This is a genomic window from Chryseobacterium sp. NRRL B-14798 (assembly GCF_050470705.1).
GTDB classification, from domain to species: Bacteria; Bacteroidota; Bacteroidia; order Flavobacteriales; family Weeksellaceae; genus Chryseobacterium; species Chryseobacterium cupriresistens.
The window spans coordinates 90290-105931 of sequence record NZ_JBFLUL010000005.1 but is presented as its reverse complement, the minus strand read 5'-3'; the positions used below and the strand labels follow the sequence as shown (position 1 = coordinate 105931).

The following is a 15642-nucleotide window of genomic DNA, read 5'->3' as shown; positions in this document are numbered from 1 at the left end:
TTCCTTGTTATTTTACTTCTTTTACATCTTCAAAAGTCATCACTTCTTCCAATGTTTTCATGTATTCATAAGCTGTAAGGTCAAACTTTACCGGAACAATAGAAATATATCCATTGGCCAATGCTGTTTCATCAGCATCTTCAGAATCATCCATATTGTTGAAATAACCTGTCAGCCAGTAATATTTTTTACCATGAGGATTTACTCTCTCATCAAAGCTTTCTTCCCATTTGGCATTGGCCTGTTTACAGACTTTTACTCCTTTAATCTCTTCCGCCGGAAGTTTAGGAATATTTACGTTCAGTACAACTCCTTTTGGCATTGGGTTTTCCAATGTTCTTCTTACAATATTCTGAATAAATTCTTTAGCCTGAGTGAAATCTGCTTCCCAGCTGAAATCCAGTAATGAGAATCCAATGGCAGGAATTCCTTCTACACCTGCTTCTACTGCAGCCGACATGGTCCCTGAATAGATTACATTGATAGAAGAATTTGCCCCGTGATTGATTCCTGAAACCACAATATCGGGTCTTCTGGTCAGGATTTTATCAAGAGCCATTTTTACACAGTCAACAGGAGTTCCGCTACAGGAAAAATCTGTCTGCGGGCCATCCAGAGTAACTTCTTCGTAGCTTAGGGTAGAATTAATGGTAATAGCGTGGCCTTTTCCACTTTGAGGAGAATTGGGGGCAACAACCACTACTTCTCCGATTTCATTCATAAAATTTACAAGATTTCTGATACCAGGAGCTGTAATTCCGTCGTCATTAGTCACCAGAATAAGTGGTCTTTCCATAAATTATCTTTAATTTTTTATTTAAACAGAGTGAGTTTGTTCATTTTCAGAATTGAACAAATAGATTTTCAACACATCAAATGTAGGTAAAAATCAGACGCCATAAAATACCAGATTGGGATTGGCTGTTGTGAAATAGAAATAAAATCCTTCTGCTTTTGCTTCAGAGATTGAAGATCAATGCACCGATAAAGAAAAATGCCAGAAGCAGAATATCTGACTAAAATGAAGGAATTTTAATATGAATTTTAGTTCATCAAACTCAGAATTTTACAGGTGCCTCCCATGAAAATCTCTTGTTATCCTGTGAAGAACACCTGTAAAGCCTGATAATTTTAATGTTAAGTGGTCGTACAAAATAATAAACTAGTCGAGAGGTTTTCTACCGGAAATGATATTATAAAGAATAACAATAATAGCAATAACCAGTAAAACGTGAATTAAATAACCTGTGCTCATTCCGGGAACAACTCCTAGCATTCCCAATAGCCAAACAACGATGCAGATGACTGCTACTAACCATAATAAACTTTTCATGACTTAATATTTTGAATTTGTATGGTTAATTCTCTGCATATTTTATGCCTTTATGGCTAAAAATTGATTTTTGTGGTATGTGTTTCTGTTTTTAGATTAAAAATTAAAAATTTAGGTGTGTTTGAAAAAAGGATTGATCTGTATCACTTTATAACGAAACTGTCTGATAATAGGAAATGGCTCATACTGTCCTGATTATTTGTAAATCTCTTTAAATAAAAATGATCAAAACTGTCGATATTTGTAAATAAGGTATTAAATTTGATCATTTGTAACAGTACCAAACTTACTGCTACTAATTACTATACTTATTTTAAAAAAATTAATAAATAAAGACAGTTTATGTGGAAAAATTTCAAACTGAATAAATTTTTACTCCTGATTCCATTAACCAGTCTAATGTTTTGTTTCAACTCGCCACAGAATGACGATGAAAAGATGCAGACAATAATGGTGAGCGTAAAAAACACACTTTCTTATCTGCATTATAGCCCGAAATCTATCAATGATGCCTATTCGAAGGACGTTTATAAGCATTATTTCGAATTGGTAGATCCAGCGAAAAGATATTTTCTGCAATCTGATATGGATGAATTCAGCAAGCATGAAACAAAGCTTGATGACTATATCGGACAAGGTGATCTTACATTCTATAAGCTTACCATTGACAGACTTTACCAGAGAGTGGATGAGATTGATAAAATCACACAGGATATCTTCAGCAAGCCCATCAATCTTCAGGAAGATGAAACGCTTACTCTTGAGCCCAAACTAAAAAAAGTACCTGCCAACAAACAGGAACAGTATAATGAGTGGAAAAAATTCATCAAATACAACATCCTCCAGGAAGTTGAGTCGATGAACAGCAAAGAAGAAGCTCAGAAAGAAAAGAAAGACTCTGTTCAGAAATACAAACTGAAAGATACGATCAAGTTTAAGCCACTTACTCAGGACGAGAAGATCAAAAAAGCGACTGATGAGGTAAAAGACCTTGTAAAAGATACTTTCACGAGATTCAAAAAGAGAAAGAAAATGGATTGGTTTACCGTGTATATGAATGCGTATACTGAAGTATTTGATCCGCACACCAACTATTATTCTCCAAAAGATAAAGAAGATTTTGATACCCAGTTCACCGGAAAAGTAATTGGTATCGGAGCCCTGATCCAGGAGAAAAAAGGAAACCTTTACTTAGGAGCGCTTACCATTGGTGCACCGGCATGGAAATCCAAGCAGCTTTCAGAAGGAGATAAAATCCTGAAAGTAAGATCAAAACCGAAAGAAGATGCTGTAAATGTGGTAGGAATGCTTTCTGATGAAGCGGTAAGATTAATCAGAGGTGAAAAAGGAACTCCGGTAACCTTAACTGTTCAGAAAAAAGATGGTACTATTAAAGATGTAACCATGATCCGTGAAGAGGTTGCTATCGAAGATACATTTGCAAGAAGTATTGTAGTGAATGCTCCAAATGGTAAGAAATACGGTTTCATCAACCTGCCAAGCTTTAATGCTGACTTTGAAAATGCCAAAGGAAGAAATGCTTCTGATGACATCAAAAATGAGATTATTAAGCTTAAAGCCCAGAATATTGAAGGAATTATTCTTGACCTTAGAAATAATGGCGGAGGTTCTTTAACTGAAGTAGGCGATATTATGGGACTTTTCATGGAGGCCGGGCCTTATGTTCAGGTGAAAGACGGAAATGGAAAAATACAGACGCTTAAAAATAAAAATGAAACTCCTATCTGGACTGGTCCGCTTGTCATTATGCAAAATGAACTTTCCGCTTCCGCTTCAGAAATCCTTGCTGGTGTAATGCAGGATTATGGAAGAGCAATGATCATCGGATCTCCGCAGTCTTTCGGAAAAGGAACCGTGCAGACTTTTGTGGATCTGAACAGATTCCTGAACACAGAAGATGATTTCGGATCTTTAAAACTGACGATCCAGAAATTCTATAGAATAACGGGAGAATCTACCCAGAGAAAAGGTATCGTTTCTGATATTCAGATGAAGGATTTCTTTACGTATGCTGAAGTAGGAGAGCGATATGATGATTATGCATTGGCCTGGGACAAAATTTCGCCTACAAAATTCCAGAAACTGAATTATTTCAATATCCAGGCTCTGGAGAAGGCAAGTGCAGACAGAATGGCTAAAAACAGCAATTATCAGTTGCTATTAGAATCTGCTCAGTGGAGAGAAAAACTGGATAAAGAAGAAAATATCACATTGAATATTACAAAATTCAATGAGCTGATGAAGAACAGAAAATCTCAGATTGAAAAGTTCAAGGCTTTGACAAAATTTGAAAACGGTCTTCAGTTCATCATGTATCCAAGTGAAATTGAAAGAGAGAAAAAAGACGAAGCTTTCAAGAAAAAATCTGAAATGTGGATCAAGAATCTGAAAAAAGATCTTTACCTGCAGGAAGCAATGAATATTGTATCAGACATGGGAGCTAAATCCTAAACATAAAAAAACCGCTAATTAAAAGATTAGCGGTTTTTTTATTGAATAAAGTTGATTACTTAATTTCTATACATCCCACTCTTCCTCCTGCATTTCCGGTAGGCTGAGTATGGAAATCATCTGCAGCAGCGTGTACAATAAGACCTTTTCCGATAATGTTCTTAGACTCGTCTGTACAGCCCAGACACCATTTGTCTGTCTTGAAAGTCAATGTCGCTGTTCCGTTCTGATCAGCAACCAGGTTTCCTATATCTCCCATATGGAAATGTTCGGCACCCCATTTACCATGATCATTCTTCGAAGGATTCCAGTGGCCGCCAGTAGACGTTCCGTCTGCAGCTGAGCAGTCTCCTTTTTCATGAATGTGTACGGCATGGATTCCAGGAGTAAGGTTGGTGATGTCAAGCTTCATTGTTACTTCATTTCCATTTTGAGTAAACTTCGCTGTTCCTCCTGTCTGTGTTCCGCTTTTGGCATTTACAGAATAGGTTTTTGTGGTTCCGCATGAAACGGCAAAAACTGCAAATCCCGCCAATAATGCTAATGTTTGTACTTTCATTTTTTAAATGATTTATAGTGATTTTACGATAAATTTAAAAAAGATTTTCCAAAGCGCTTTATGATCTCACTCTTTTTTGAAAAACTTAGTTTAAATGATTGCTTTAATACAGGCTGTTGTAACCTTAAATTCCGAAACTTAGCTCTGAGGCTTACTGATTTAAAACGAGGTAGAAAAAAGCTTATTTTAGTAGCTGGGAAGCAGTGTATAATCTGATCCTTGGAGAAAGAAAAGAAAAATGATTATTCTGTATACATTCATTAGCGAAGAAAAACATCAGTCACGTTTAGACCGATACCTGCCTGCTTTTTCTCAGGAGGTTAATCAGAATATCCTGCGATACAGAAGATGGCAGGATGTGCAGCTTTCTTTACTGGGAAAGGTGCTTTTACAATATGGTTTAAAAACGTATTATAATATTTCTGATGTAGAAACAGGAGTTCTTCCCAATAAAAAGCCTTACTTAAAAGACCATCATCTTCATTTTAATATATCGCATTCCAAAGAGCTTGCGGTCTGTGCTATTGCAGAATATCCTTTGGGAATAGATGTTGAATTCAGAGATCCGAAGATCACTTATCAGGATTTTATATTTCAGATGACGGCCAAAGAGCTTCAGGAAATTCATGATGCTGAGGATAAAACGGAAGAATTCTTCACTTATTGGGCAAGAAAGGAAGCTGTAATAAAGGCTCATGGAGCAGGGATGATGCTTCCGCTGGATTCTTTTGAAGTGATCAATAACGAATGCAGGATTGAAAAAGAAAAGTTTTTTACCAGAGAAATTTTTATTCATGAAGAGTATCAGGGATATATTGCATCTTCAGATCAGAAAATTAAAGAAGATGTTCTTTTATTTAAACGTTTTGAAGAAGATATCTCGTGACAAAAAAGCGAAATGACCTCCAGACAATAGCAATAAAAGACAACAGACTTTCATTCCGGAAAAATATCTTTGTAAACTAATAATTTTGAAGTGGAAGAGTATAAAAAACGGATTGTAAGAACAATTCAATATATTGATAACCATATTGATGCGGAGCTGTCTCTGGAAAAAGTTTCAGAGGTAAGTGATTATTCTCCGTTTCATTTTCACAGAATATTTAAGCTGGTTACGGGAGAAACCCTTCAGAATTATATTATCAGAAAGAAAATAGAGAAAAGTGCTCTCTATTTAGCGGTACATAAAAATATGGAGATCAAGGAGATCTATTGGGATCTTGGTTTCTCCAATCATTCTGTTTTCTGCAAAACATTCAAAAAATATTACGGTCTCGCGCCCACAGAATTTCGCAGATCAGCACCGGAAAAATTTCACAGGATTTTACAAACACAAAGCAAGAACGGACAAGTTGATACGGTTTTCAGCCAATACATTTGCAATATTGAAAACCTGTTAAACTGGACTAAAATGAATTTAAAAATCGAAGTAAAAGAAATGCCGGAAATGAATCTGGCTTCCGTTATGAGCCTTGGAATGGGCAACGTAGAACCTTCTTTTAATGTCCTGATAGACTGGGCAAAAAAGAAAAACCTGTTTCCACGGCAACATCTTAAAATGATTTCTGTTTATCACGACAGCTGTAAAATCACACCTCCCGATAAAGTCAGGATTCACGCCTGCATGCTTTTGGATGAAAAACTTCAGCAGCAGGAGGGAGAAGTATTTTCAGAAACGTTAGAAGGCGGAAAGTACATTGTAGGAAGCGGAGAGGTGACATTGGATGATTTTGAACAATGTTGGGTTTCTTTGTTCTTATGGATGAATGAAAACAATTACACCATGAGAAGAACCTTCCCTTATGAAATCTATCATTCCAATTTTAAAGAACATCCGGAAGGAAAAATGATCGTGGATTTTTGCATTCCGGTTCATTAATTACCATTCGGGAGCAAAAGAATGCCTTTCAGTAATAATTTTTTTACAGAAAGGCATTTCTCATGCTATTTTTGATTCCAGAAAACAATAAAAATGAAAACACAAGGACAAAACATACTGTTTCTGATTCTTCTTCTCACTTCCATTATGGGATATTCCCAGGTGAAAATATCGGGGAAAGTATCCTTCAAAAACAAAGGAGTCGCCGAAATAAATGTAACACTGAAAGACACCTATGATGGGACTACAACAGATGCCCAGGGTAATTTTACCTTTGAAACTTCAGAAAAAGGAGCTCATACAATTACTTTTACCCACCCGAAATATGAAAATGTGGAAAGATCAGTTTCTATTGAAAGTCAGGATATTACCTTGAATATTGATCTTAAAGAACAGATCAGTGAGATTGATGCAGTGGTGGTTTCTGCAGGATCTATTGAAGCCAGCGATAAGAAAAGAGCAACAGCATTACTCACTCCCATTGATATTTATACCACAGCAGGAGCAGACGGACAGATTTCTTCGGCATTGACTTATCTTCCTGGAGTTCAAAAAGTAGGAGGAACGGAAGGTTTGTTCATCCGTGGAGGAACAGGAACCGAATCTAAAATCTTTATGGACGGAAGTCTTATCAACAATTATTTTTCCAATTCAGTTCCGGGAATTGCGGGAAGAGATCAGTTCAATACTTCGCTTTTTAAAGGAAATATCTTCTCAAGTGGTGGTTATTCGGCGTTGTACGGCCAGGCCCTTTCGGGAGCTTTAATGCTGGAAAGTGTGGATCTTCCGGATGAAACTTCTTATAATATTGGGATTTCACCTATTTTCCTGAATGCCGGTTTTCAGAAGTTATCAGATAATAAAAACTATTCTTACGGAGCTACGGCAGGATATTCTCTGCTAAGCCTGATGCAGAAAGTTTTTAATTTTAATACAGATTTTGTTGAAGCTCCGCAAGGTCTCAACGGAGATCTGAATTTCAGATTTAAAACAAAATCAGGAGGCTTTTTCAAATATTACGGAATGTTCAATTCCAATAAAATGGGAGTAAAGTCGGAAAGCCTTGAACCTGGATCCGATTTCAGTCTGGCAAAGCTTAACGGTAAAAATACATTTCACAACCTTTCTTTTAAACAAAAATTCGGAAAATATCTGCTTAATGTGGGCGGTTCTTATTCCTACAACAGATCGGATCTTCATTTTTCTACAGAAACCAATGATGTTGAATCCAACAGAAGCCAGCTTCTTACCGATGGAAATTATCTGAATTTCAAAACAGTTCTTGAAAGAAAAATAAACAGAATCAGTGCTGTAAGAGGAGGAATTGAACTGAATAATACCGATGAAAATCTGAATTTTGAAACGGTACGGAAACATTATAAAGATTTGATCTCCTCTGCTTTTGTAGAAACTGATCTTGGCTTCAGCAATGCTTTGTCAGCGAAAATAGGGGTGAGAGCAGAGCATTCTTCTTTTTTAGGAAAGGATAATATTGCGCCCCGTTTTGCGATTGCCTACCGCCTTGCAAAAGACTGGACCACTTCGTTAGCGTACGGGATTTTTTATCAGAATCCTGAAAGTAAATACATCAATGGCCCTGCCAATCTCGGTTTTCAGAAATCCCAGCATTATATTTTCCAGGTTCAGAGAGCTTCAGAGGGCAGAACTTTACGTTTTGAGGCATTTTACAAGAAATATGACCAGTTGATTAAGACGTTCAATATTACCCAGGACAAAGAGCAAAATCAGCAGATTCAAACTGCTTTAAACAATGATGGCTACGGATATGCAAAAGGACTGGAATTCTTCTGGAGAGATAATAAAAAGACATTTGAAAATATCGATTACTGGATCAGCTACTCTTATCTGGATTCAAAAAGAGATTTCCTGAATTATCCAGTAAGCCTGCAGCCGAGTTTTGCAGCAGAACATACCCTTTCAGCAGTCGCAAAAAGATTTATTACTGAATGGAAGCTTGGGGTCAATTTATCATATACTTACGCAAAAGGACGGCCTTATTATGACATTGCCTCCACATTTAAAGATGGAAAAGCTGTAAATTTTATCAGGAATGAAGGAAGACTTAAGGATTACAACGCATTGAATTTCAGCGTCAATTATCTTCCGAATATCGGTAAAAAAGATGCAAAAGCTTTTCCGGTATTTGTATTGAGTATTAGCAATATTTTAGGATCAAAGAATATTTATGGCTATAATTTTTCAGCCAATGGCTCCAGAAGCTCTGCAATTGTTCCGCCTGTCAATACTTTTGTTTTCATAGGAGCGTTTATAAGCTTTGGAGTAGACAAAACAGATGATGCCATCAATAATAATTTATAAAAAACATACCTTAGAACAAACAAACATAACTCACTTTTAAAATTTGATATCATGAAAAAATACCTTTTAAGTTTTGCTTTAGCTTTTGTGAGCTTAACAGCTTTTGCACAGGCAGATTATGACAAAATAATGTCTGAAAAAATAGCCAGAATTGAAACCTGCAAAACCTCAGAAGATTTCCAGGCTCTTGCAAATGATTTCCAGAGAATAGGAAGTAAAGAAAGTACAAAATGGCTTCCGGCTTACTATGCCGCATTTTCTTATATCCAAAAAGGAAGAACCCTTATGAGAGACGGAAAAATGCAGGAATTGGATGGTATTGCAGATCAGGCAGAAAAACATCTTTCAATGGCTCAGAATCTTGCAGGAATTGATAATGCAGAAATTCACCTGTTGAGAAAAATGTCTTATTCTCTCAGAATGATGGTAAATCCTGCCCAGCGTTATATGACAGATGGGGCAAGAGCTGCTGATGAACTTAATATTGCAGAAAAATTAGACCCGGCAAACCCAAGAATTGCATTGATCAAAGCAGAAGATGTCTATTTTACTCCCGAACAGTACGGAGGAAGCAAAACCAAAGGATTGGAAATGTTTAAAGATGCTCAGGCAAAGTTTAAAGCCTACAAACCCAAAACAGCTTTGGACCCTAACTGGGGAAAAGGAGAAGCAGACTATTTCTTAAGCTTACCGGCAGAAAAAACAAAATAGCTTTTTCTATATTTCAAATTAATCAACCTTCATTCGTGAAGGTTTTTTTATACCATTCGGAAAGAAAAATCAGCCCTTCGGTAACAATTAATTTTTGATACCTTTAATAAAAACTAATTTTGAGTCAAGAAAACAGATCATGAAACGGAAAAACTTTATCGTACTATTCTGGGTATCACTTGCTGTCTCCATGTTTTTCTTTTTTGTCTTTACAGAAGAGAAGAATCTTGAAAACTTTTTATATACCCTGCTTATCTCTTTTATTTATTCTTTTGTATTGGGAGGAGGAAACGGGCTATTGAACAGTTTTCTGAATAAAAAAGTCCCATGGTCTGAGGCTACAACCAAAAGAGCGGTTATCAGTATTATTTCAATTATTGTCGCCAATTTTGTACTGGTCTATTTCTGCAATTATGTCAATTTTGTACTTATTCAAAAAGCAGCTACTACAGAAGAGTTTTTCCTTGGAAAATATAATTTCCTCAATTGGTTTACCATCAATATAGCATTGTTGATATCCGCTTTCCTTCATGCCAGAAGTTTCATGGAAGAGCTGAAGAAAACTTCCCGAAAAGAAGTGGTGGAACAGAAGCTTATCGCCAAATCTGCAAATGCCCAGTTTGAAAGTTTAAAGAACCAGCTGGATCCACATTTCCTTTTCAACTCATTGAATGTTTTAAGCTCGTTGATTGATGAAAATCCTCGTCAGGCACAAAAGTTTACTGCTTCAATGTCAAAGATTTACCGATATGTACTTGAACAAAAAGATAAAGAACTGGTAACAGTAGAAGACGAGATAGAATTTGCAAAAACCTATTGTGAACTTTTGAAAACAAGATTTGAAGACAGTGTGGATTTTACCTTTGATGTTGCTAAAGAGGATTATCAGAAATATGTAGTTCCACTGGCTTTGCAGCTCTTGTTGGAAAATTGTATCAAACACAATTTTGCCACATCATCAAAACCTCTGATCATCAGAATTTTTTCAGACGGAAATACGCTCTGCATTGAAAATAATCTTCAGGTAAGAGAACAGATCAAAGAAAGCTCAGGAATTGGTCTGGCCAATATTGTACAGCGTTATTCCCTTATTACAGAGCGAAATGTCTTCATCGAAAAATCTGAAGATCATTTTAAAGTAAAACTTCCAATGCTCGTGGCTAAACCACAAGTTTCCATATCAAAACATGAAGATGATTCTGCAGCTTACCAACGGGCACAAAAAAGAGTAAAAGAGATTAAGAGTTTTTATATGAACCTTATTTCATACTGTACCGTAAGCGCCTTTTTAATCTTTATTAATCTTTTTACAAGCAGCAGAAATCACTGGTTCTGGTTTCCCGTACTGGGATGGGGAATAGGCGTTGCTTCCCATGCATTTCAGGTGTTTGGAGTAGGAGAATCATGGCAGGAAAAGAAGATTCGTGAAATTATGAACAAACAAAAAAAATAAGACCATGGGAAGATTTGACGAAAACGATATTGAATATCAACGTGCAAGAAGGCAGGTAGAAAGACTGCGTGGATTTTACGGACATGTATTCGCTTATATCGCAGTGAATGCTCTGATCGTTGTCTATAATTATATGCACCTGAAGCCTGGTGAAAGTTATTTTCAGTTTAAAAATTTTTTTACGGCAACTTTCTGGGGAATAGGGCTTACAGCCCATGCGGTGACCGTTTTTCTGCCGCAGGTTAATTTTATCAGGAAATGGGAAGATAAGAAGATCAAGGAACTGATGGATAAACAGAAAGATCACTAAAAAGGAAATTTTAATCTAAAAAAATTCTTTACAATGAATACCTTATCAACGCTGTTCTACATTTCAATGGCTGCTTGGTTTCTCACGGAATTCCTTTACAAGAACATGCTGAAGTCCGGCAAAGAAGATCAAAAGAACAAGGATAAATCAACCCTGAATATCCTATGGCTGGCCATTCCTTTTTCCATTGCAAGCGCAGTATTTGTTTCTTATCAGACTCATTTTCCAATAATTGACGGTATCTGGATTTTATATCTGGGTGAACTTTTTATCGTTATAGGGATTATTGTAAGATACATGATCATCAGGTCATTGGGAAAATATTTTACAGTAGATGTAACCATCAGACAGGATCATAAAATCAAAAAAGAAGGATTTTATAAATATCTGAGACATCCTTCCTATACTTTTTCCCTGTTAACTTCTTTTGGCCTCGGTTTGTATCTCAATAACTGGCTTTCATTAGTCTTTGCTTTTGTTCCTCCGTTTTTAGCCTTTGCCTACAGGATTAAAATTGAAGAACAGGCCTTGATAGAAGAGTTTGGGGATGAATATATTGAATACAGAAAAAGCACCAAAAAATTGATCCCTTTTATCTATTAATTACAGGTTTTTACAGTTCAGACAGCATAATCTACCATTCGGTCACATAAAATTGATTCGTGGCACTTTCCTGAGCTACCTTTGACTCAAGAAAAAACAAATCAACTTTTAAACAAATCATTATGGAAATTTTACCTGACAAAGAAACAATAGCTTACAGAAAAGCTTCAAGGAGAGTGAAAGACCTGAAAGAATTTTATGGAAACCTTACCTCGTACTGTATCATTATTCCTTTTTTAGCAATACTGAATATTGTAACTGCTCCCGGATATTTATGGTTTTTATGGCCTGCACTTGGATGGGGAGTAGGAATTGCATTTCATGCCATAAGCGTATTCGGAATTGGTAAAAGCTGGGAAGAAAGAAAAATCAGAGAACTGATGGAGAAGGATGAAAAACAGAAAATAAAAACACTATAAACAATAACATAAAAACTTATAATATCATGGATTACGATACTGCCCACACAAGAACCAACAATATCAGAAAATTCTATAAAAGCCTTTTTATATTTGCCTTATTTGCCGTTCTGATCATTCCTGATGATATTTTTGGCGAAAAGATGATTAGCTTTCATTGGTTTGACCGATATACCATCCTTGGAATCTGGGGATTTATAATTCTGGTAAAAGCTGCAAAACTATTTCTCTTTGATTCCGAATGGGAAAAGGACATGATTGAAAAAGAACTCAGAAAAGAGAAAAAAACGATAAATTATTAAAATCTGTCCACTTTTATATAAATTTATTTCCTAAAATCTGAAAACTAAAACTTAAACTCAATGATCAAAACTGTTATTATAGAAGATGAAAAACCTGCTTCAAGGAAATTGGAGAGAATGCTGAGTAACTTTCCTGAAATAGAGATCGTTGCCAAAATAGAATCGGTGGAAGAAGGTGTTGCCTGGTTTTCTGAAAACGAACATCCGCAGCTGATCTTTTCAGATATTGTTTTGGGGGACGGACTGTCTTTTGATATCTTTGAAAAAGCACCAACCAAAGGTTTCATTATCTATACAACAGCATTTGACCAATATACCCTGAAAGCCTTTAAGCTGAACAGTATTGATTATCTTTTGAAACCTATTCTTGATGAAGATCTGGAAGGAGCAGTGGAGAAATTTAAATCTTTCATTCCTGCCAGCGATACCAATGGTTCTCAGGATATCAAACAGTTAATCCGAAAAGAAAAGTCTACGCTTTCCAGAGTTCTGGTGAAAATAGGATACAACCTTAAGATTATTCAGACTCAGGAAATAAGCTGCTTTTTCAGTGAGAATAAAATCGTTTATCTTCAGACGGAAGACCGTACCTATCCATCAGATTTTACACTTGATGAGCTGGAAGATGTACTCGATGAGAAAAAGTTTTTCCGGGTGAACAGACAGTTTATTATCAGTTCGGATTATATCAAAAACATCCATACTTCGCCTTACTATAAGGTGGACCTTGAGTTTCAGCCTGAAGAAGAAATAACGGTCAGCAGAGACCGTGTGAAAGATTTTAAAGACTGGTTGGTCAGTTGATAAAGATTAACTTAAAAACAAACACCATGGATCTTATTCTATTTATTTTTAAACTATTTCTCTCTCTATTTTATCCCTGAAAAATTAATCATCAGGCATTATAGAAATCACTGGCAGATTGTACAAACTGGTGGAATGCGTCGGTAACTTCTTTTGAATGCTTGTGGGTAAGCGGAAATGGAACCATATGGGAATATTCAAAGGGGAAATCTTTGATTTCAATATCTACATTGATGTTCCTGTAGCCACCCTGCAGCGTATTGAGTGCTTCTATCGGAGGAGCTACACTGTCTTTCTCTAATACATAAGCCTTGATCTGAGATTGGATTTCCTGAATTCTTTCTTCTCTTTCCTTCTGGAAATAATTGTAGCGGAGCATTTTTTTGAACCAGCTTTCCTGTGGATGCAATGCTTCATTCTGATAATGTTTCAGACGTGAATCTGACTTAAAATCAGAGCTCAACAGTTCCGTAAAAACAGATTGCATTTTAACTGTTGCCTGAGTATCCATGATGTATTTGGATATAGGAAACATCCTGTCGATCGTCATTCCTCCACAAAAACAAAATACTTTTGATCGGGTAAAATAATGATGAGGATCAGCCATTTTGATAATTAAAGCAAGAAATGATCCTATAGAATACCCAAATAAATCCAGATCTGCTTCTGGAGAAATACCCTTTATTTTACCCTTTTTAATATCTTTTACCACTTCTGTAATATCAGAATAGGTCTGTAGCCCGGACCAGAATATTCTTTGCGGATGCGCTTCCAGTCTGGAACTTATCGCAGCATTTACATAGGAATAATTCATGTTTTCCGGATACTTTTTTTTCCTGAAATTAACCACTTCCATCATGTGACGGCGGTCACTCCAGATAGGTTCTGCTCGATCCATATGAAACGCAATAGGGAACAGTATGATGGCCTTTTGTGTTTTTTGGGCCAATTCATACGCCCATGGCAAATATTTATCCCATTTCTTTTCATTCAGTCCATGGAAAAAAAACAAAGCTCCTTCGGCTGTTTCTATATCTGCCCGCTTCAGGATATGATATTCAAATCTTTTATTGCATTCAATATCAAAATCTTTGATGTCTACAGCAGGTTGGTTGTACAAGAGATAACCATTTTTGTTGATTTCTAGGGTTTGCTGATGTTTGTTGCACTGTTGTTTCTCTGAGCCATAAAGCAGATCACATACCTTGGATTCAAAAGGAATTGATTCAATGCTTACATTCAGTTCCTGAAGTTCAGCCCTGTCTTTTTCGGAATCAAAATGATTTTTCAAAACTTCATACAATTCATAATATTCCATAGCAAGACGATTGAAGGGTTTATATTTAGAACCATCAAGTTAGAGAATTATTGCGGTAATGAATTGATTTTTAAGGTTTAAATATATTCCAGGCATAAGAGAAATACAATAAACCCCGAAATAGTCTTATTCCGGGGCCATGGTATAGAGATTGATGATGATGTTTATTGTTGAATTATTTTTTGTCCGATAATCTTTATTTTTTTTAACTATCTGTAATCTATTCTGTTAGATTCGGTATCTTCAAGTTGTTTAACAATTGATTCAGGTATTTCGTCACTGTCAATGGGAAAACTGATGGAATCAGAAATGAAGTTTTTTCTGTCCGCTTTTCTGAAGATTTCAAATAAAGCAATCGGCTCCTGATTGAAACTAATGCAGGTGCTTATAAAGTGGATTTCGTGGAGTTTATAGTCTGGGTTCTTAAGTTTTTCTTTAATATCCTTTATCCTTGAAATGAAATGTCTCTGACGAATAAAAGTATTGCTGTTCATGATGATGAAAACATAATCAGAATAGGCGGTTACTTTTCCAAAGTATTTGTGATGATCACCACCGCTTCTTTCAATAAAATATTCTCCTGTGGTTTCCGACTTATAAATTTCCATGGCAGAACGCCATATGCGGTCTTCTTTTGCCATCAAAGGATTATCGGGCAGATTTCTGTTATAAGAATACCAGCACCCTACTAAACGGTCTAAAAGAGCGGTATTCATATTGGTATTATTCATATCAATCCTTAGATCATTAAAATTGAATGCTTCCGTATTTGAATTTATGAAATCTATGTAATTGGAATATCCCAAAACTTTGACAATTAAACTCAGTTTAGCAAGGTTGGGTCTGCTTAAAACTGCATTCTCGTTCTGTTTGAATTTTTTCAGTTTATTGATGATCAGATGCTCATACAGATAATTTGTTCCCAGAATATCAGGTTCTTTTTTAATCTCTTTTTCTGAATGATCATTGATAATCAGTTCATTCAGTTCAGCGCTTATATAAGACCATTCGGTTTTGGTCACATCTTCCCAATGGTTTTTCTTTAAAAATTGCCGGCTTAAGAAATTCATAAGCTTTTCAAGATGCAGGATATCTTCCTTTTTCATGGTATATATTTTATAAGACTAATTTAAGATTTT

General features: G+C 35.9%; 16 protein-coding genes. 11 read left to right on the top strand and 5 right to left on the bottom strand.

Translation table 11 applies throughout. From position 1 onward, the window contains the following. Positions 1-7: 7 nt before the first annotated feature. Together surE and AB1278_RS00945 are read right to left on the bottom strand one after the other, a co-directional pair. Entirely contained in the window at positions 8-796 is a 789-nt protein-coding gene (gene surE, locus AB1278_RS00950) for a 5'/3'-nucleotidase SurE (RefSeq protein WP_062672842.1), read from the bottom strand. 366 nt (positions 797-1162) lie between these two features. Beyond that, on the bottom strand, positions 1163-1333 hold the full coding sequence (locus AB1278_RS00945; protein ID WP_110008970.1) for a lmo0937 family membrane protein: 171 nt from the start codon (positions 1331-1333) through the stop codon (positions 1163-1165). A 342-nt stretch (positions 1334-1675) separates the two neighbouring features. On the opposite strand from AB1278_RS00945, the gene AB1278_RS00940 reads away from it, so the two are divergent. After that, entirely contained in the window at positions 1676-3805 is a 2130-nt protein-coding gene (locus tag AB1278_RS00940; RefSeq protein WP_202842137.1) for a carboxy terminal-processing peptidase, read from the top strand. Between the two features lie 55 nt (positions 3806-3860). On the opposite strand, the gene AB1278_RS00935 is transcribed toward AB1278_RS00940, so the two are convergent. Further along, positions 3861-4364, bottom strand: coding sequence for a superoxide dismutase family protein (locus AB1278_RS00935; RefSeq protein WP_202842135.1), 504 nt, complete (start codon positions 4362-4364; stop codon positions 3861-3863). Between the two features lie 238 nt (positions 4365-4602). On the opposite strand from AB1278_RS00935, the gene AB1278_RS00930 reads away from it, so the two are divergent. The 10 genes from AB1278_RS00930 (at position 4603) to AB1278_RS00885 (ending at position 13185) form a co-directional block, all read left to right on the top strand. Beyond that, the gene (locus AB1278_RS00930; RefSeq protein ID WP_202842134.1) at positions 4603-5250 is read left to right on the top strand and encodes a 4'-phosphopantetheinyl transferase family protein; all 648 of its coding nucleotides are present in this window, start codon (positions 4603-4605) and stop codon (positions 5248-5250) included. A gap of 90 nt (positions 5251-5340) precedes the next feature. Further along, a complete protein-coding gene (locus tag AB1278_RS00925) occupies positions 5341-6243 on the top strand; it encodes an AraC family transcriptional regulator (protein WP_202842132.1) in 903 nt (300 codons plus the stop codon). Between the two features lie 93 nt (positions 6244-6336). Further along, positions 6337-8583, top strand: a complete 2247-nt coding sequence (locus AB1278_RS00920) for a TonB-dependent receptor (protein WP_395972087.1) — start codon at positions 6337-6339, stop codon at positions 8581-8583. Between the two features lie 51 nt (positions 8584-8634). Next, positions 8635-9294, top strand: a complete 660-nt coding sequence (locus AB1278_RS00915) for a hypothetical protein (RefSeq protein WP_343643832.1) — start codon at positions 8635-8637, stop codon at positions 9292-9294. A gap of 139 nt (positions 9295-9433) precedes the next feature. Beyond that, the gene (locus AB1278_RS00910; RefSeq protein WP_395972089.1) at positions 9434-10747 is read left to right on the top strand and encodes a 2TM domain-containing protein; all 1314 of its coding nucleotides are present in this window, start codon (positions 9434-9436) and stop codon (positions 10745-10747) included. Positions 10748-10751: 4 nt separating this feature from the next. Continuing rightward, positions 10752-11057 carry a 2TM domain-containing protein gene (locus AB1278_RS00905; protein ID WP_395972091.1) on the top strand — a complete coding sequence of 102 codons (306 nt, stop codon included), beginning with the start codon at positions 10752-10754 and terminating at the stop codon, positions 11055-11057. 33 nt (positions 11058-11090) lie between these two features. Further along, the gene (locus AB1278_RS00900; protein ID WP_395972093.1) at positions 11091-11660 is read left to right on the top strand and encodes a methyltransferase family protein; all 570 of its coding nucleotides are present in this window, start codon (positions 11091-11093) and stop codon (positions 11658-11660) included. 122 nt (positions 11661-11782) lie between these two features. Then, positions 11783-12079: a 2TM domain-containing protein gene (locus AB1278_RS00895; protein ID WP_202842121.1), complete on the top strand. Its 297-nt coding sequence runs from the start codon at positions 11783-11785 to the stop codon at positions 12077-12079. Positions 12080-12105: 26 nt separating this feature from the next. Continuing rightward, positions 12106-12381, top strand: a complete 276-nt coding sequence (locus tag AB1278_RS00890; protein WP_062672865.1) for a 2TM domain-containing protein — start codon at positions 12106-12108, stop codon at positions 12379-12381. A 60-nt stretch (positions 12382-12441) separates the two neighbouring features. After that, positions 12442-13185: a LytR/AlgR family response regulator transcription factor gene (locus AB1278_RS00885; RefSeq protein ID WP_429811819.1), complete on the top strand. Its 744-nt coding sequence runs from the start codon at positions 12442-12444 to the stop codon at positions 13183-13185. Between the two features lie 91 nt (positions 13186-13276). Here AB1278_RS00885 and AB1278_RS00880 read toward each other — a convergent pair whose 3' ends face one another. Further along, entirely contained in the window at positions 13277-14503 is a 1227-nt protein-coding gene (locus AB1278_RS00880) for a DUF6051 family protein (RefSeq protein ID WP_202842119.1), read from the bottom strand. A gap of 209 nt (positions 14504-14712) precedes the next feature. Continuing rightward, on the bottom strand, positions 14713-15609 hold the full coding sequence (locus AB1278_RS00875; RefSeq protein ID WP_343643828.1) for a hypothetical protein: 897 nt from the start codon (positions 15607-15609) through the stop codon (positions 14713-14715). Between the last annotated feature and the right edge of the window lie 33 nt (positions 15610-15642).

Coding starts and splice junctions, on each gene's coding strand:
- surE (WP_062672842.1), bottom strand. CDS start 796: ATGGAAAGACCACTTATTCTGGTGACTAATGACGACGGAATTACAGCT.
- AB1278_RS00945 (WP_110008970.1), bottom strand. CDS start 1,333: ATGAAAAGTTTATTATGGTTAGTAGCAGTCATCTGCATCGTTGTTTGG.
- AB1278_RS00940 (WP_202842137.1), top strand. CDS start 1,676: ATGTGGAAAAATTTCAAACTGAATAAATTTTTACTCCTGATTCCATTA.
- AB1278_RS00935 (WP_202842135.1), bottom strand. CDS start 4,364: ATGAAAGTACAAACATTAGCATTATTGGCGGGATTTGCAGTTTTTGCC.
- AB1278_RS00930 (WP_202842134.1), top strand. CDS start 4,603: ATGATTATTCTGTATACATTCATTAGCGAAGAAAAACATCAGTCACGT.
- AB1278_RS00920 (WP_395972087.1), top strand. CDS start 6,337: ATGAAAACACAAGGACAAAACATACTGTTTCTGATTCTTCTTCTCACT.
- AB1278_RS00915 (WP_343643832.1), top strand. CDS start 8,635: ATGAAAAAATACCTTTTAAGTTTTGCTTTAGCTTTTGTGAGCTTAACA.
- AB1278_RS00910 (WP_395972089.1), top strand. CDS start 9,434: ATGAAACGGAAAAACTTTATCGTACTATTCTGGGTATCACTTGCTGTC.
- AB1278_RS00905 (WP_395972091.1), top strand. CDS start 10,752: ATGGGAAGATTTGACGAAAACGATATTGAATATCAACGTGCAAGAAGG.
- AB1278_RS00900 (WP_395972093.1), top strand. CDS start 11,091: ATGAATACCTTATCAACGCTGTTCTACATTTCAATGGCTGCTTGGTTT.
- AB1278_RS00895 (WP_202842121.1), top strand. CDS start 11,783: ATGGAAATTTTACCTGACAAAGAAACAATAGCTTACAGAAAAGCTTCA.
- AB1278_RS00890 (WP_062672865.1), top strand. CDS start 12,106: ATGGATTACGATACTGCCCACACAAGAACCAACAATATCAGAAAATTC.
- AB1278_RS00885 (WP_429811819.1), top strand. CDS start 12,442: ATGATCAAAACTGTTATTATAGAAGATGAAAAACCTGCTTCAAGGAAA.
- AB1278_RS00880 (WP_202842119.1), bottom strand. CDS start 14,503: ATGGAATATTATGAATTGTATGAAGTTTTGAAAAATCATTTTGATTCC.
- AB1278_RS00875 (WP_343643828.1), bottom strand. CDS start 15,609: ATGAAAAAGGAAGATATCCTGCATCTTGAAAAGCTTATGAATTTCTTA.